Source organism: Paenibacillus sp. FSL L8-0436 (genome assembly GCF_038593025.1).
Taxonomy (GTDB): domain Bacteria; phylum Bacillota; class Bacilli; order Paenibacillales; family Paenibacillaceae; genus Paenibacillus_AQ.
Window position 1 is genome coordinate 4,805,595 of sequence record NZ_CP151955.1, and the last position, 15,273, is coordinate 4,820,867.

Annotated in this window: 15 protein-coding genes; 5 read left to right on the forward strand and 10 right to left on the reverse strand. The window is 51.8% G+C overall.

Translation table 11 applies throughout. From position 1 onward, the window contains the following. Nucleotides 1-188 precede the first annotated feature (188 nt). From NSS79_RS22100 to NSS79_RS22110, 3 genes are all read left to right on the forward strand, one after another. Complete coding sequence (locus NSS79_RS22100; RefSeq protein ID WP_342436172.1) at nucleotides 189-491, forward strand: GNAT family N-acetyltransferase; 303 nt, start codon at nucleotides 189-191, stop codon at nucleotides 489-491. Nucleotides 492-577: 86 nt separating this feature from the next. Then, on the forward strand, nucleotides 578-1,429 hold the full coding sequence (locus NSS79_RS22105; RefSeq protein ID WP_342436173.1) for a GNAT family N-acetyltransferase: 852 nt from the start codon (nucleotides 578-580) through the stop codon (nucleotides 1,427-1,429). Between the two features lie 221 nt (nucleotides 1,430-1,650). Then, nucleotides 1,651-2,721 (forward strand): SDR family oxidoreductase, encoded by a 1,071-nt coding sequence (locus tag NSS79_RS22110; protein ID WP_342436174.1) that lies wholly within the window; start codon nucleotides 1,651-1,653, stop codon nucleotides 2,719-2,721. A gap of 56 nt (nucleotides 2,722-2,777) precedes the next feature. Here the strand turns inward: NSS79_RS22110 and NSS79_RS22115 are convergent, their stop codons facing one another. The 5 genes from NSS79_RS22115 to NSS79_RS22135 all read right to left on the reverse strand — a co-directional run bounded on the left by NSS79_RS22115 (nucleotide 2,778) and on the right by NSS79_RS22135 (nucleotide 5,967). Beyond that, a complete protein-coding gene (locus tag NSS79_RS22115) occupies nucleotides 2,778-3,161 on the reverse strand; it encodes a helix-turn-helix domain-containing protein (protein ID WP_038594293.1) in 384 nt (127 codons plus the stop codon). A gap of 99 nt (nucleotides 3,162-3,260) precedes the next feature. Next, entirely contained in the window at nucleotides 3,261-4,040 is a 780-nt protein-coding gene (locus tag NSS79_RS22120) for a hypothetical protein (protein ID WP_342436175.1), read from the reverse strand. A 2-nt stretch (nucleotides 4,041-4,042) separates the two neighbouring features. After that, nucleotides 4,043-4,495 (reverse strand): flavodoxin, encoded by a 453-nt coding sequence (locus tag NSS79_RS22125; RefSeq protein ID WP_038594296.1) that lies wholly within the window; start codon nucleotides 4,493-4,495, stop codon nucleotides 4,043-4,045. A 170-nt stretch (nucleotides 4,496-4,665) separates the two neighbouring features. Beyond that, the gene (locus NSS79_RS22130) at nucleotides 4,666-5,031 is read right to left on the reverse strand and encodes a VOC family protein (RefSeq protein WP_342436176.1); all 366 of its coding nucleotides are present in this window, start codon (nucleotides 5,029-5,031) and stop codon (nucleotides 4,666-4,668) included. Between the two features lie 102 nt (nucleotides 5,032-5,133). Next, nucleotides 5,134-5,967, reverse strand: a complete 834-nt coding sequence (locus NSS79_RS22135) for a helix-turn-helix domain-containing protein (RefSeq protein WP_342436177.1) — start codon at nucleotides 5,965-5,967, stop codon at nucleotides 5,134-5,136. Between the two features lie 293 nt (nucleotides 5,968-6,260). Between NSS79_RS22135 and NSS79_RS22140 the strand changes: the two genes are divergently transcribed. Both NSS79_RS22140 and NSS79_RS22145 read left to right on the forward strand, forming a co-directional pair. Next, nucleotides 6,261-7,124, forward strand: coding sequence for a class I SAM-dependent methyltransferase (locus NSS79_RS22140; protein ID WP_076109786.1), 864 nt, complete (start codon nucleotides 6,261-6,263; stop codon nucleotides 7,122-7,124). A gap of 3 nt (nucleotides 7,125-7,127) precedes the next feature. After that, nucleotides 7,128-7,874: an RluA family pseudouridine synthase gene (locus tag NSS79_RS22145; protein ID WP_342436178.1), complete on the forward strand. Its 747-nt coding sequence runs from the start codon at nucleotides 7,128-7,130 to the stop codon at nucleotides 7,872-7,874. A 54-nt stretch (nucleotides 7,875-7,928) separates the two neighbouring features. Here the strand turns inward: NSS79_RS22145 and NSS79_RS22150 are convergent, their stop codons facing one another. The 5 genes from NSS79_RS22150 to NSS79_RS22170 form a co-directional block, all read right to left on the reverse strand. Continuing rightward, nucleotides 7,929-8,360, reverse strand: coding sequence for a MarR family transcriptional regulator (locus NSS79_RS22150; protein WP_342436179.1), 432 nt, complete (start codon nucleotides 8,358-8,360; stop codon nucleotides 7,929-7,931). 203 nt (nucleotides 8,361-8,563) lie between these two features. Beyond that, entirely contained in the window at nucleotides 8,564-11,005 is a 2,442-nt protein-coding gene (gyrA, locus tag NSS79_RS22155; RefSeq protein WP_342436180.1) for a DNA gyrase subunit A, read from the reverse strand. A gap of 240 nt (nucleotides 11,006-11,245) precedes the next feature. Next, complete coding sequence (gene parE, locus NSS79_RS22160) at nucleotides 11,246-13,228, reverse strand: DNA topoisomerase IV subunit B (RefSeq protein WP_038594314.1); 1,983 nt, start codon at nucleotides 13,226-13,228, stop codon at nucleotides 11,246-11,248. A gap of 68 nt (nucleotides 13,229-13,296) precedes the next feature. Then, nucleotides 13,297-14,286: an ABC transporter permease gene (locus NSS79_RS22165; protein ID WP_038594317.1), complete on the reverse strand. Its 990-nt coding sequence runs from the start codon at nucleotides 14,284-14,286 to the stop codon at nucleotides 13,297-13,299. After that, a complete protein-coding gene (locus NSS79_RS22170) occupies nucleotides 14,279-15,259 on the reverse strand; it encodes an ABC transporter ATP-binding protein (RefSeq protein ID WP_342436181.1) in 981 nt (326 codons plus the stop codon). The genes NSS79_RS22165 and NSS79_RS22170 overlap by 8 nt, the downstream gene beginning before the upstream one ends. Between the last annotated feature and the right edge of the window lie 14 nt (nucleotides 15,260-15,273).

The window sequence follows — 15,273 nt, forward strand, 5'->3', positions numbered from 1 at the left end:
GATGCAACTTCTATTGGTTACAGCGTTAGTGTCTTAATCTTAGGGCATGAAGCAGCGTAAGTGCAAGTCATTCCGCATCCCCTTCCGGCTGGTGTTAAGTTCTTCCATGAAAACAGGCAGTCATTGTGTACAGTTCTCGCTTTTTCCAAATCAGGGTAGTAAAATAAAGGCATTACATTTAGGCAGGAGTGAAGAATATGGAACTGATTGAACAAGGAGAAGGACGTTTCTATATTGCAGGCGACGGTAAGGACCTTGCCGAGATTACATACAGACTGGAAGAGGCTGCAGGAATACTGGTCATTGACCATACCTACGTCTCTGAGGATCTGCGCGGTCAAGGTGCCGGTGAAAAACTTGTACGGGCAGTTGTAGACAAGGCCCGTGAAGAGGATTTGAAGATTGTCCCCGTGTGCTCTTATGCTGCGCATCAATTCAAAAAACATGAGGAGTACTCGGATGTACTCAGCGGAGACGGACGCCGGTCTTAAGACCATTGCCCGTTTCCTTGATTACTATGAATCTATGGGAGCTAAAGCTTTATCGCTGAGCGCCCACAAACTTAGGAGGAAACGGTTTGACTACAGCTGACACTTTAAAAGATATAGAAGAATTGCAGCAGCGCTGCGAGCAATACGAGGGAATCTCCCTCAAATTGAATTGGGATATGCTGCGGCTGCCTTCAGCGGCCAGCGGAACGGAATGGCTGGTAACCTACGAAGAGGAACTGCTGGTCGGCTTCATCGGACTATATAGTTTCGGCAGCGAAATGGAAATATGCGGCATGGTCCGCCCGGGCTACCGCCGGCGCGGAATCTTCACCTCCCTTTGGATGCGGGCCCAGAGCATTATTAAGCAGAAAAAGGTTACCACACTGCTGCTGAATGCTCCCTCCAATTCGGCTTCAGCCTCGGCATTCCTGCAGACATTGCCGCTGGTCTTCAATCATGCCGAATACCAGATGAGATGGGATGGAATCACTTTGCCGCAAGGCTCTGGAGCAGCCAGTTCTGCTGCCGGTACTGTGGTGCTGCGTCCCGCACGCGAGGACGAGGAATCTATCCTCATTAAACTGGACAGCGGCGGCTTTGACATGTCGGAAGAGGACGCGGCCGAAGAATATGAAATGTATAAACATGAAGGGCTGCAGGAGCATATCATCATTGAAATGAATGGGCAGCCTGCCGGCAAGATGCGGCTGTACACGGAGGATAACGAAACTTGGATTTACGGATTTACGGTCGACCAGAAGCTGCGGGGGTTCGGCATCGGACGCAGTGCACTGCTGCAGACCATCGAGCGGGAGCGGCGCAATTATAACGGTGTGAATCTGGAGGTTTCACTGGACAACCCCAATGCGCTCAAGTTATATGAGAGCTGCGGATTCGTTATTCTTAACAAGCAGGATTACTACCGCTATACAGGTTGAATTCTCTGCCTATCCAGAGCAGCATAAATAGTACAACACACAGCAGCCCCTTGTCGCTTGGCATTCTTCGCCAGCAGCAAGGGGCTCTCTTGATTGCCGGTGAGTCCAGCCCCTTATGTTACCTGCAGGTGCCTATATGACTTCAAAGTGCGTACTATTCATCCCTCTTCCCGCGATCCATACTTGGGGTGTATCCAATACACAGAGAGAGGACAAAGAATATGAATTCAAAAGAACATACACCGCAAAAAACAGCCCTTGTTGTAGGAGCAGGCGGCGTGATTGGACGCAATCTGATCGAACATCTCATCACGCTGCCCGAATGGGACATTATCGGCGTGTCACGCCGGGGTGGGGTGAATACTACGCGCATCCGCTACATTTCCGCCGATTTGCTCAACCCCTTGGACGTCCGCCAAAAGTTAGGCAGCCTTTCAGAAGTGACACATATTTTTTACGCAGCCTATCAGGATAAGCCCACCTGGGCGGAGCTTGTCCCCCCAAACCTCGCCATGCTGGTTAACGTAGTAGATGTTATTGAACCGGTGGCCCATGCTCTGCAGCATATCAGTCTTATGCAGGGCTATAAAGTATATGGCGCTCACCTTGGACCCTTTAAAACGCCTGCCAGGGAAACCGATCCCAATCATATGCCGCCGGAATTCAATATTGACCAGCAGAACTTTCTTGAAGAGCGGCAGCAAGGGAAAAGATGGACCTGGTCGGCACTGCGACCTTCCGTCGTTGGCGGATTCGCACTTGGCAATCCTATGAATCTTGCCCTCGTTATTGCCATATATGCCTCCATGTCGAAGGAGCTTGGGTTGCCTTTGCGTTTTCCCGGTAAACCTGGGGCCTATCATAGCTTGCTCGAAATGACTGACGCAGGGCTGCTGGCGAAAGCGACCATATGGGCGGCAACCGATACGCGCTGTGCTAATCAGGCTTTTAATATTACGAACGGCGACCTGTTCCGCTGGAGTGAGATGTGGCCCAAAATCGCCACGTATTTTAATCTTGAAACGGCTCCGCCTCTTCAGATGTCGCTGTCTGTAGTCATGGAGGACAAGGAGGCACTGTGGAATAACATGGTAGAGAAGTACGGCTTGGAAAAAAACAGCTATCAGAGCGTATCATCCTGGGCATTCGGGGACTTTGTCTTCTCCTGGGATTACGATTTTTTTGCAGACGGTACTAAAGCACGCCGCTTGGGCTTCCATGAGTTCGTAGAAACGGAGAGTATGTTCATGAATATTTTTGACGGGCTCCGAAAAGCTAAGGTTATCCCTTAAGCAATACTCCCTGTATGTGTGATAGCTTTTCTTAAGAGAAACGACCGGTCCCTGTTTCAGAGGCCGGCCGTTTTATCATTCCGTTCACGTTCAGACAATACAATGGCCCGATCACCGTACACCCGTTCAATGTGCGTATCGCCCCATTTGCACAGAAGGTGAAGAATTGCTTTTAGACTCCAGCCATATTCAGTCAGCTCGTACTCTACCCTCGGTGGAACCACATTATAAGAAGTCCGCTTTATGACTCCGTCCTCTTCCAATTCCCGCAGCTGCTGCGTTAGCACCTTCTGTGTAATAGCAGGCATCAGTCCCATCAGTTCCCCATTGCGTTTCTTGCCAAACGTAAGAAAGAATAGAATCACCGGCTTCCACTTGCCTCCGATCACTTCAAGCGTCGCTTCCACTGCGGTATTATAGGTTTTAATTGTTTCCGGCATTGGCTGGAACACCTCCTGCCCTTAACCATATCTTCATGTCCCCTGCTTGGCAAGCCTATCGCGCTCCGGGAAGGAATGGATAGGCCACTTGGTTACGGATTACATTAATCCGTATCTTCCGAAGGATTCCTCACTTTTCTCGTTCCTGCGCTCTCCGTATTTTAATGCAGGATAGGCCATGGCTTCGCCCTCCAGGAATACAGACAACAATCGCACATAATCAAGTGATTCGCCAAGCGGTACACCTGCTCCGTCAAAGATATGCCGGCGGCCGTCAAGCAAAGTATATATTTCAATGGTTTCAGCTGGTTCTCCGTAAGCCTTATGGCAGAACACATTAGCCATGTGCAGAAATCCGGTGATCACATCTTCATTTCCGTTCACCATAAATTTCTGGATATTCATGCAACGTCCATTTATTGTGGAACTCCAGGCCAGTTGAAAAATCATCGCCAGGTCAATCGCCAGCTCTGGTACCGGAACATGCCACTGCTCATAGAGCATCACCGGCACCTCGCGGGTATGATTCCCGGAGACAATGCGCATCAGCTCGTCAGCCACCGCCGTTTTGATATCCCAATAGTGCATTAGCGAAGGAAAAGCTGTTCCTTTGGGCGGCCAGCGCCGCTCCAGCAGAAATTGGATAGGCGTCTCCCTGCGCACCTCTGGCGGCAGACTGTAAAAATCGTTAAGGGTATGCCCTACTGCATACTGGGCTTGCTGCCTCCAGCGCGGAAGCCCTATGGCCGCAGCCCCTCCGGTAGGATCCTCGGCTCCGCTCAGCATGATATGCTCCATGCGGAAATCGTTAAGCCGGCTGTAGCCTGCGTCCGACACTTCCCTTCTTCCCGCCACCTGATATCCTGCCGCGCCGCCCATTCTTAAGAAACCGCCGCGCAGGTTTCGATAAATTGACGACCGAAGTTCCGGCAGGCCTCTTTCTCGGCAGCGTTCGGACCGTATTCAATCTTCAAGCTTTCCTGAACAATCTCTGCGCCGCGTTCCTTGAGTTTCTCCTCAATCTGATTCACGGCTCCGCAATAGATTTCATATCCGGTGTCCCCGCTTCCGAAGGCAGCTGCCTTATAAGCCGTCAGATCCAGATCATCCATCTCCTCATAAAAATCTAAAAATTCATCAGGCAACTCACCGTCACCCCAGGTATAGGCACCAAGCAGCACACCCTCATAAGCTTTTATCTCATCCGCATTGCAGTCGGTGACCGATTTCAGAACGGCCTCTCCGCCTGCCTGGCGTATTCCTTCCACAATCAGCTCAGCAATCTCTTCCGTATTGCCGGTCAAGCTGGCATATGCCACGAGCACCTTAGCCATGAATCTGTTCCTCCCCAAGGTAAACATTAAATTTGAACCAACTTTTACTAACTCCATTCTATTTGATAATGATTATCATTGTCAAATATATAAAAACACGAACACTGACCGGGAGTCCGGTCGATGTTCGTGTTCATCGTCGATTCTATATTATCGAGGCTTGCTATAACTTAATATGCTCCTTCAAGCAAAGTAATGCTATTGCCGTCAGGATCGCGGAAATTCATTTCCTTCCCCCCGTATTCCATTGTAGCCGGCGGTTGGCAATCCAATCCTCTTGCCTTGAGCGTTTCATAGGTCTCATCCAGATTGCTGCAGGAGAACACCAGATTGACTGCTCCTGTCGTCAGCTTATCCCATTTATTCTCATCCCAGATAATGATGCCTGGCTGACTCTTATCAAAGCCAATCTTCGCCCCGTCAGAGTTGCCATAACCTTCAAACGGTACGGGAATCCCCAGCACCTCTGCATAAAATGCCGCCAAGGCTGCAGTATCCTTGCTGTACAAATTGATGCCTTCAAAAGCAGAAATCATAGTATATCCCTCTCATTCTCATCATTTGGTTAGCGGCGCATTGGCCATCTGACAACAGTATACCTGGTGAGCGCCGCCGCTGTATTGCAAAAAAACGACATGTTAATTCCGTGCATAGGCCAGAGCTTCAAGCGGCGTTCTGCCGGCAAATTTCTTGAAATTATTATTCAGATGGGACTGATGGCTGTAGCCGTAGCTATATACAACATCCTGAATATTTCTATCCTGTGAGGGTGTACGGTATATATCCAGCCATACATTCTGAAAGCGCACAAGATCGGCTGCTTTTTTGGGCGAAATTCCGATATATTCACGAAAAAGCCTTTCCAGCTGCCGGCTGCTAAACCCCGAATTCCCTTCCAGTGCAGCGGCGGATATGACGCCTTTGGACTTCACGATGGCATACACAGCATTCAGCATGCCGTTATTGCTGTGCCGGGTCTTCTCCAGCTGACGCAGCAGATAAGCTTCCACCAAGGCAATCCGTTCTGCTACAGTACGGGTCCCCTGCAGCTTGTCTCCCAATTCGCTGCGGAACGAACCGAAATAATGGTCCACCCCGGTATGGATGTTCAGGACCTCCCTGAGATGGTCATCCGCGAACAAGTGCACGGCCCAGAAGTGGAAGCGGATGGCAAAGCGGACTTTTCCCGTATCGTCGTGAGCTTGTCCGGCTTCAAAAGGCGTATCGTTAATCCCGCAAAAAATCCCGCCCGATTCTCCCGTCTGCTCATCCCACTCCCAAATGATGTCCATGCAGCTGTCCGGTATAATAATTTCTCCCCCAAGGGAGGGGGCCGAGGGAGCATTAAGCTGTTTCTCTGGCTCTCCCCAGAAACAGCGGATATAAGGACGCAGCGCCTTGCAGGGCAGAATCTCCCCTGCCCCTTTCGGATTCGCCGTAATCGGATAATACAGCTCCGACAGATTGTACATGAAGCTGCTGCCCCCTTCTGTGCTTGTTCAACTTCCGATAAACATACTTAACCTGATCATACACAATCACTGCCAGAAACGCTACAATCACGGCCGTCAGCACTCCTCCGAGAAGCAGATAGTTTCTTATCATTTGTTGGCCTAACTCGCTGATATATTTGGAAATATTATACACACATCCCCAAATGGGCAAAATGAGAAGTGTCGCAGCTTTGTTACCTTTTTGTTTGTAGGGCCCGGGCTAAATGTTGTACAATAAAGGCTAAATGAATTTTTTGAAGGATGGATTAAATATGTATATAGCAGGCGATTGGAAAGACTACGAAGTTATTGATACCGGAGGCGGAGAAAAGCTGGAACGCTGGGGCGATATTATTCTGCGCCGCCCGGACCCGCAAATCATTTGGCCGCTCGCGAACGAGACGGCGAAGTGGCGGGATGTGCACGGACATTATCACCGCAGCTCGGCAGGCGGCGGACAATGGGAAATGAAGAAAACCATTCCGGACGACTGGAAAATCAGCTACGGCAAGCTGAAATTCCACCTGCGTCCGACAAATTTCAAGCATACTGGCCTGTTCCCTGAGCAAGCGGCCAACTGGCGCTGGATGATGGACAAGATTGCTGAGGCGAACCGTCCGATCTCTGTGCTCAACCTGTTTGCTTACACCGGTGGGGCTACAGTGGCTGCAGCGAGCGCCGGAGCTTCAGTAGTCCATGTGGATGCGGCCAAAGGCATGGTCCAATGGGCGAAGGAAAATGTGGCCCTGTCCGGCCTTGCCGAACGTCCGGTCCGCTATATTACCGATGATGTCTTCAAATTTGTACAGCGCGAACAGCGCCGCGGCAGCAAATACGATGCAATCATTATGGACCCGCCTTCCTATGGCCGAGGACCCGGCGGTGAAATGTGGAAGCTTGAAGCGAGTCTGTACCCGTTCCTGGAGAGCTGCATGCAAATCATGAGCGACAGACCTTTGTTCATGCTCATTAACTCCTATACGACAGGCATTTCTCCAACCGTTCTGCGCAACATGCTCTCGATGACGATGGGCAAACGGTACGGCGGCAAGCTGACCTCCGGCGAAATCGGACTGCCGATTACCTCCTCCGGGATGAACCTGCCTTGCGGAATTTTGGGCCGCTGGGAGGCGTAAGCCATGACTGCACACAATTCCGGTACAGCCGGAGTGGGCGGGGAGGGAAATTCCCGTTTTGAAGTTCTGTACGAGGATAACCACCTTCTCGGCATCGTGAAGCCCGTAAATATCCCCGTACAGGAGGATGCTACTGGCGATGCAGACTTGTTGAGCCTGCTTAAGGAAGATGTGAAGGAACGCTTTAACAAGCCCGGTAATGTGTACATGGGGCTCGTTCACCGACTGGATCGTCCAGTCGGAGGTGCGATGATCTTCGCCAAGACATCCAAAGCCGCTTCACGGCTGTCCGAAAGCGTCCGCACCCACAGCTTCCACAAAGTCTACCTGACCGTGGTGCACGGCCAGCCTCCGGCCTCCCAGGGCCGTCTGATCAATACCTTGCTCAAGGATGCCAAGAGCAATACAGTTACCATTGTCCGCAAAGGAACACCGGGCGGCAAAGAGGCTATTCTGGATTATACGGTGCTGGGAAGCGCGGAAGGTTATACTCTGCTGAAGATAGACCTGCTTACCGGACGTTCGCATCAGATCCGCGTGCAGCTTGCCGGAATCGGCTGTCCCTTGTTCGGGGATCAGAAATACGGTTCGGCTGTGAACAGACCGGGGCAGCAAATTGCCCTCTGGTCCGCGCTGGTCGGCTTTCCGCATCCGGTCACCAAAGAAGAAATCGAGCTTATCTCGCTGCCGCCGCAGACTTTTCCCTGGAATCTGTGGTCCCGGCATTTGCAAAAACAGGCCATCCGTTAACGGATGGCCTGTTTTTTGAGCTTATATAAGTATTAATAAGATCCAAGTTTAGGTTCAGGGTGTAGAGCCTTCCGGCGTTGGAGCAACCGCCATCTTGCCCATCAGATAAAGCAGCAGCTGCTGATTATGTGAAGAAATCGGATCAAGCGCTTCGGCAAAAAAATCACTGCGGATCTGGAGTCCGCGCTCGGTCTCTTTCTGTCCGTTCTCCGTGATGCTCACCCAGACAATCCGCCGGTCCGCTGCATCGCGTTCACGCACAATCAAATTATGCTTCTCCATCCGGTCAAGCAGCATCGTCACCGCCGCCGGGCTGGTCGCGAGATGGGGGGCCAGATCAGAAGGCTTCATTGCGTCATGTTCCTGAAGCAATTCAAGCACGGTGAGTTGGGCATCTGTCAGCGTAGGCGCAAGCTTGCTATCCATATGTAGCTTATAGTCCTTCAATATTTTATGCCAAATCTTACTGAATTCTGAGGAATGCACAGTTACTCCTTCCTTTCCCTGCGGATTTCAATCCGGTATATCTACATTTTCGAGAAAGAAATTCCATTTCCTGCAAAACGAAAAAATAAATAACCAAAACCCTTGTTATCCATTACTTTACCTATACAAAAAGGCGTTGTGGCCAGCCCGTGAGGAGCCGTCAAACGCCTTTTGTATGTTAGCCCTGTTGCAGTGCATACGAATTACTTAATTGCAGGTAAAAGAGTGATGATCTCATCCTTCTTCTCAACCGGAACAAGTTGTTTGCCTGTAGAACGGCGATCACCCAGCGGAGCAGCCTCAGAAGAGAACTGATGATGCATGCCATCACGGGTGAAGGCGACTAACTCCAGCGGATCCTTGCAATGGAATGCCCCCGCAAGCCTGCTGCCGTTCGGTTTGACCCGTTTGCCTTCCTTGAACTCGAAGGTTGGCATCCCTTTGCCGCCGCGGCTCTGCGACGGATAATCCACTAATAGTGTCCGTTTCGCATATCCAAGGTCGGAGACAACCAGTATTTCGCCTTCGTCTTCGCTTACCCAGAAGCAGGAAACCACTTCGTCACCTTCGCGAAGCTGAATACCGCGGACCCCGCTGGCCACACGGCCCATCGGATTAACTTCGTTCTCGCGGAACCGGATGCTCATTCCTTCGCGGGTCACAAGCACGATGTCCTTGTCTCCGCTGCTCAGCGCCACTGTAATGATCTCATCGCCATCTGCTACCTTGCAGGCAGCCACGGCTCCGGAACGGCTCGTAGAGTACTCCTTGAGCTCCGTACGTTTGACCTGACCCTTACGCGTGACGAAGACCAGACTCGCCTGAGGCTCCTCCAGATTGCCCACCGGCAGCACGCTGACAATGCCATCGCCTTTCGCCAGGCTGATGACGTTCACGATTGCCGTGCCGGGCTCTTTCCATTTGAATTCCGGTATCTGGTGAACCGGAAGCAGGAAATATTGCCCCTTGCGGGTAAATACCAGCAGGCTGTCCCTTGTATTGAGATCCAGCAGCTTGACGATATGGTCGCCTTCCTTAACACCGGAGGCTTGGCGTTCACCGCCCGAACGCGTGAACGAAGGCATTCCGGTCCGTTTGATGTAACCATCGGCCGAAAGTGCTACAAGCACATCCTCGGCGTTAACCAGTACTTCAAGGCTGACCTTCAGCTCTTCAACCTCGCCCTGAATAAGCGAGCGGCGGTCTATCCCGTATTTATCACGGATCTCCAGCAGTTCCTTGCGGATGACGGCGATCAATTTTTTGTCGCTGTCCAAGATACCGCGCAATGTGGCAATCCGCGCCTGCATTTCGTCCAATTCCTTCTGGAGCGAATGAATCTCCAGATTGGTCAGACGGTACAGCTGCAAAGTAAGAATGGAATCGGCCTGGCGTTCACTGAAGCCGAACATCCATACCAGATTGTTCTGGGCATCCTGGCGGTTCTTCGATGCCTTGATCGCAGCGATAACCTCGTCCAGAATGTTCAATGCCTTTACAAGCCCTTCCAGAACGTGGGCGCGGTCCTCCGCTCTTTCCAGGTCGAACTGGGTGCGGTGGGTAACCACATCTCGCTGGTGGGCGATGTAGGCTTGCAGGATAGCCTTAAGGCCAAGCTGCTGTGGAGCCTTGTTGACTATCGCCACCATATTGAAGTTATAAGTGACCTGCAGATCGGTTTTCTTCAGCAGATAAGCCAACACGCCCTGGGCGTCGGCTTCCTTCTTCAGCTCCACCACAATACGCAGCCCTTCCCGTCCGCTTTCGTCGCGGACTTCGGCGATGCCTTCGATCTTCTTCTCCAGACGGATGTTCTCCATGGAGGTGACCAATCGTGATTTCACAATCTGGAACGGCACTTCCGTAATAACGATCTGCTGTTTGCCGCCGCGCAGATTCTCAATCTCTGTCTTAGAGCGCAGGTAAATGCGGCCTTTGCCGGTACGGTAGGCGTCCATAATACCTTCGCCGCCCATAATCGTACCGCCTGTCGGGAAATCCGGACCTTTGATAAATGTCATGATGTCCTCGAGCTCGATCTCCGGCTTTTGCATCACCGCGATACAGGCATCAATGACCTCACGCAAATTATGCGGCGGAATCTCCGTGGCGAATCCGGCCGAAATGCCGCTCGTTCCGTTGACCAGCAGGTTCGGATAACGTGAAGGAACCACCACTGGCTCCTTGGCTGTGTTGTCAAAGTTATCTTTGAACAGCACGGTGCGCTTCTCAATGTCGCGCATCATCTCCATGGCAATCGGCGACAGGCGGGCTTCCGTGTACCGCATCGCTGCTGCCGGATCATCATCCATCGAGCCCCAGTTGCCGTGTCCGTCCACAAGCACATGGCCCAACTTCCAAGGCTGTGCCATCCGCACCATTCCGTCATAAATCGACGAATCCCCGTGGGGATGATAATTACCCATGACGTCTCCGACGGTTTTGGCGGATTTACGGTACGGCTTGTCCGGGGTATTCCCGGAGTCGTACATGGCGTATAGAATCCGGCGCTGTACAGGCTTCAGCCCGTCACGCACGTCCGGAATCGCCCGGTCCTGAATGATATATTTGGAATACCGGCCAAAGCGGTCACCGACGACCTCTTCCAGAAAAGCCGGTGAAAATTGTTCTGATAAACTGCTCACTTGGCTCACCTTCTGTTCCTCAAACTGCCCGCCTAAAAATAGTGTGGTGATCCCTTGTCACTGCGGGGAATGTTTGGACTTCCGATCGCTGTTATTCCCGAATTTCTTCAATTTGACCCGCTTTACGGTTGAAATTCGAGAATAAAGGCGAACGTTGACGCATCTGCAGTTCCAAACTTCCCCTTCGTTCCTCAGATCACCAAGCTCTTTTTAACAATCGGGATAATCGTCACTTGCACACTACTCTACAAATTCGGTAAAGTCGACGTTTTCGACAATCCAGCGCTTGCGGGGATCGACCTTGTCGCCCATCAGCGTGGATACGCGGCGCTCCGCCTTTGCGGCGTCCTCAATCTGCACCTGAAGCAGCGTGCGTGATTCCGGATTCATCGTCGTCTCCCACAGCTGGTCGGGATTCATCTCGCCGAGTCCTTTGTACCGCTGCAGCTCGAAGTTTTTGCCGAATTCCTTGAGGTAATTCTGCAGTTCCTCGTCGCTCCAGGAGTAACGTACCGTCTCCAGCTTACCTGATTTGCGTGTCAGCTTATACAGCGGCGGCTGGGCGATAAACACCTTGCCGGCGTCAATCAACGGCTTCATGTATCGGTAGAAAAAGGTCAGCAGCAGCACTTGAATATGCGCACCGTCCGTATCAGCATCGGTCATAATGATAATTTTGGAATAATTGCTGTCTTCTACGGCAAAATCCGGACCGATTCCCGCACCGATTGCGGAAATAATCGCCTTGTACTCATCATTCTTAAGAATATCCAGCAGTTTGGCCTTCTCCGGGTTCATCGGCTTGCCCTTAAGCGGCAGAATAGCCTGAATCTTGGAGTCACGCCCCTGCTTGGCTGATCCTCCGGCGGAATCGCCTTCGACGATAAACAGCTCTGTACGCGTAACGTCCTTGGACTGCGCAGGCGAGAGCTTTCCGCCCAGATTGGAGCTTTCACTGCGTTTCTTGCCGCTGCGGATTTCATCGCGGGCCTTGCGCGCCGCTTCACGGGCTCTGGAGGCCTGGATGGATTTCTTCAGCAGGCTTTGCGCCACCTGCGGATTCTCCTCCAGGAAACGGGCCATGTTCTCGGACACGATAAAGTCGACGGCACTGCGGGCAGAAGCGCTTCCGAGCTGATCCTTCGTCTGGCCGACGAATTCCACCTCGGACATCTTGACGCTGATTACCGCCATCATGCCTTCGCGCAGATCATTGCCCTCTAGGTTCTTATCTTTCTCCTTAAGCAGCTGTGTCCGGCGGGCATAATCATTCAGCACGCGGGTATAGGCTGTCTTGAAGCCGGTCTCGTGTGTTCCCCCGCTGCGCGTGGGAATCGAATTGACGAAGGAGGCCAGCGTCTCGGTATAACCTGCGTTATACTGCAATGCCACTTCTACCTCAATATCATCCTTCTCCGAACTGAAATGAATGACGTCATGCAGCACATCCTTGCCCTCATTGAGAAACTGCACGAACTGGCTTGCTCCGCCTTCATAGAAAAATTCATCCTGGCGGCCGCTGCGCTCGTCACTTAGATTAATCCGCAGCCCGGAGTTCAGGAAGGCGATCTCCTGCACCCGTTCCGCAAGGGTATCATAGTTCAGGGCAATGCCATTCGGGAAGACGCGAATATCCGGCTTGAAGGTAATCTTCGAACCGGTCTTATTCGTATTTCCCAGCACCTCAAGACCGGTAACAGGCTCACCAACATGCTCTTTCCCCTTTGCATCTACCCAATATTCGAAACGCTGGCGGTGGATTTTGCCGTCACGATAAATTTCGACTTCCAGCCACTCGGACAGCGCATTGGTAACTGAAGCCCCTACGCCATGCAAACCGCCCGATTTCTTGTACCCGGAGCCGCCGAATTTACCACCGGCATGCAGGATCGTGAAAACAACCTGTGGTGTAGGCACTCCGGTCTTATGCATCCCGGTCGGGATTCCCCGGCCGTTATCGATGACGGTAACCGAACCGTCCTTGCGCAGTGTAATATCAATCTTCGAGCAAAACTTGGCTAAATGCTCATCTACGGCGTTATCCACTATTTCCCATACGAGATGGTGCAGTCCCGAGGAACTCGTACTGCCGATATACATGCCGGGCCGTTTGCGGACCGCAACCAGACCTTCGAGCACTTGAATGTCGTCAGCATCGTATCCAGTCCGGCCTGTTTCGGCGTTCTTAGAGACTTTTGCAAACATATCGATCTGTTCGAGCATTCATGCTCCTCCTTCTTTTCTCTCTATCTATGAAATGCAAACAAACGTTTTGGTTCACTTTGTACATTCTAATTCAAAATATCCCGTTTCGTAAAGACGGCGAATGAAATGATTACTGCAGAAATCCCCCAAACGGCCAGAACAGCCATGGAAAAGGGCAGTGTCATCCCCTCAATCGGTGCCGGTGTTCCGGCCAAATACCCGGTTAATCCCAGATTAACCATAAATAAATATTTAGCCGTCGTCCAGGCCGAAGCCATATTGGTCAGAATCGTTCCGGCGATCAGTGCGGCCATCATCACCACGATGCTTGCCGCTGTGCTGCGCACCAGCACCGATACCATAAATGCCAGCAGGGCAACGACTACGCTAACGAACCAGATTAACCCGCCCTGCATCAGCAGGTATTTCCACTGCGGAACGGAATGGACAGCCGACATATCCACCGCATCTCCGCTGATTTGGAATCCGGTAAATACAGGAAGATTAAAGCCCTTGTATCCAAAAACAAGCCCCGAAATCAGATAGCTGATTGCAAACACCGACAATACAATCAAGGAGACGAACATCAGCAGCGCCGCAAGCTTGCTGAACAGCACCTTCCAGCGTTTGACCGGCCGGGTCAACAGCATCTTGATCGTACCGGTCGTCCTTTCCCCGGATACAAGATCTGAGGCTACTGCCATAATCAGCAGCGGAATGAACAAGGAGACCGAGTTGTCCAGGAACTCGCGGGTAAAGGTAACCCCGCTGGGCTCATTCGGATTGACGTCATGGTCCAGATAATATTGCAGCTGTTGGACGAATATCCGCCGGTAGGACTTCCATTCCTCGGGAATCCGGTCGCTGCCCAGTGAATTTTGATTATCGGTAATCTGCTGCTGTATCTCCAGTCTCCAGTCCGAATTAAACTTGTCCCGGCTGCGCTCGGCTATACGCATCTGTGCATAGGTAAACATAGGCACAAGTACGACCAGAATTAGCAGTATAACATAAAACCGTTTCTTTTTTATAATCTTCAGGCACTCATTACGGATGAGCGGAAGCAAATTAATCAATAGTTTCACCTTCCGTTAGCTTCAAGAATAGCTGTTCCAGTGTGGGGTTTATTTTATGCACAGCGCTAACTTCCACTTCCGCTGTGACGAGCACGGCAACAATCTCCGGAATCAGGTCTTCATCCATGACCGTGATGAGGGAATTCGCGCCCATTCCGGCAATAACGGAGTCGTCAAGCGTAACCTCATCCAGTTCGAGAAGCTTGATGTCAGGACGTCCGGCCAGTATCGTTCTGGCCCTGTCCAAAGGCTCCAGATCCCATAGCACATAAGGGGAATTGCGCGCCACCAGTTCATTTACCCCGCCAACCGCCAGCACGCGGCCTTTACTGATAATCGCAACCCGGTCGCACAGCAGCTGAATTTCGCTCAGCAAATGGCTCGATACAAATACCGCGAGGCCTTCCGCAGCAAGCTCGCGGATAAATTCGCGCAATTCTTTGATCCCTTTAGGGTCCAGACCGTTTGTCGGCTCATCCAGAATCAGCAGCCGGGGACGGCCCAGCAGCGCCTGGGCAATTCCAAGCCGCTGCCTCATCCCCAGCGAATAGGTGCTCACCTTGTCATGAATGCGCTGGTCCAGCCGGACAATGTCTACTACCTCAGCAATACGCGCCTTGTCCACGCCTGGCTGCATGCGGGCGAAATGCTGCAGATTCTCCCAGCCTGTCAGATAGGTATACACTTCCGGATTCTCTACGATCGAGCCAACATATTGCAGCGCTTTTTCCGGTTCACGGTTAACGTTATAGCCGCAGACGGTTATCTTGCCTTCACTTGGGCGAATCAGGTCCACAAGCATACGGATTGTAGTTGTTTTGCCGGCCCCGTTGGGTCCAAGGAAACCGAAGATTTCCCCTTGCTTCACGTCGAAGGTAACATCATCAAGGATCCATTTCCGGCCGATTTTTTTGCGGACGCCTTCCACTGACAGAATAACTGTCCCGGCTTCTCCGCTTATGTCTTTATCCATGTTCTCACAACTCC

Coding starts and splice junctions, on each gene's coding strand:
- NSS79_RS22110 (WP_342436174.1), top strand. CDS start 1,651: ATGAATTCAAAAGAACATACACCGCAAAAAACAGCCCTTGTTGTAGGA.
- NSS79_RS22115 (WP_038594293.1), bottom strand. CDS start 3,161: ATGCCGGAAACAATTAAAACCTATAATACCGCAGTGGAAGCGACGCTT.
- NSS79_RS22120 (WP_342436175.1), bottom strand. CDS start 4,040: ATGGGCGGCGCGGCAGGATATCAGGTGGCGGGAAGAAGGGAAGTGTCG.
- NSS79_RS22125 (WP_038594296.1), bottom strand. CDS start 4,495: ATGGCTAAGGTGCTCGTGGCATATGCCAGCTTGACCGGCAATACGGAA.
- NSS79_RS22130 (WP_342436176.1), bottom strand. CDS start 5,031: ATGATTTCTGCTTTTGAAGGCATCAATTTGTACAGCAAGGATACTGCA.
- NSS79_RS22135 (WP_342436177.1), bottom strand. CDS start 5,967: ATGTACAATCTGTCGGAGCTGTATTATCCGATTACGGCGAATCCGAAA.
- NSS79_RS22140 (WP_076109786.1), top strand. CDS start 6,261: ATGTATATAGCAGGCGATTGGAAAGACTACGAAGTTATTGATACCGGA.
- NSS79_RS22145 (WP_342436178.1), top strand. CDS start 7,128: ATGACTGCACACAATTCCGGTACAGCCGGAGTGGGCGGGGAGGGAAAT.
- parE (WP_038594314.1), bottom strand. CDS start 13,228: ATGCTCGAACAGATCGATATGTTTGCAAAAGTCTCTAAGAACGCCGAA.
- NSS79_RS22170 (WP_342436181.1), bottom strand. CDS start 15,259: ATGGATAAAGACATAAGCGGAGAAGCCGGGACAGTTATTCTGTCAGTG.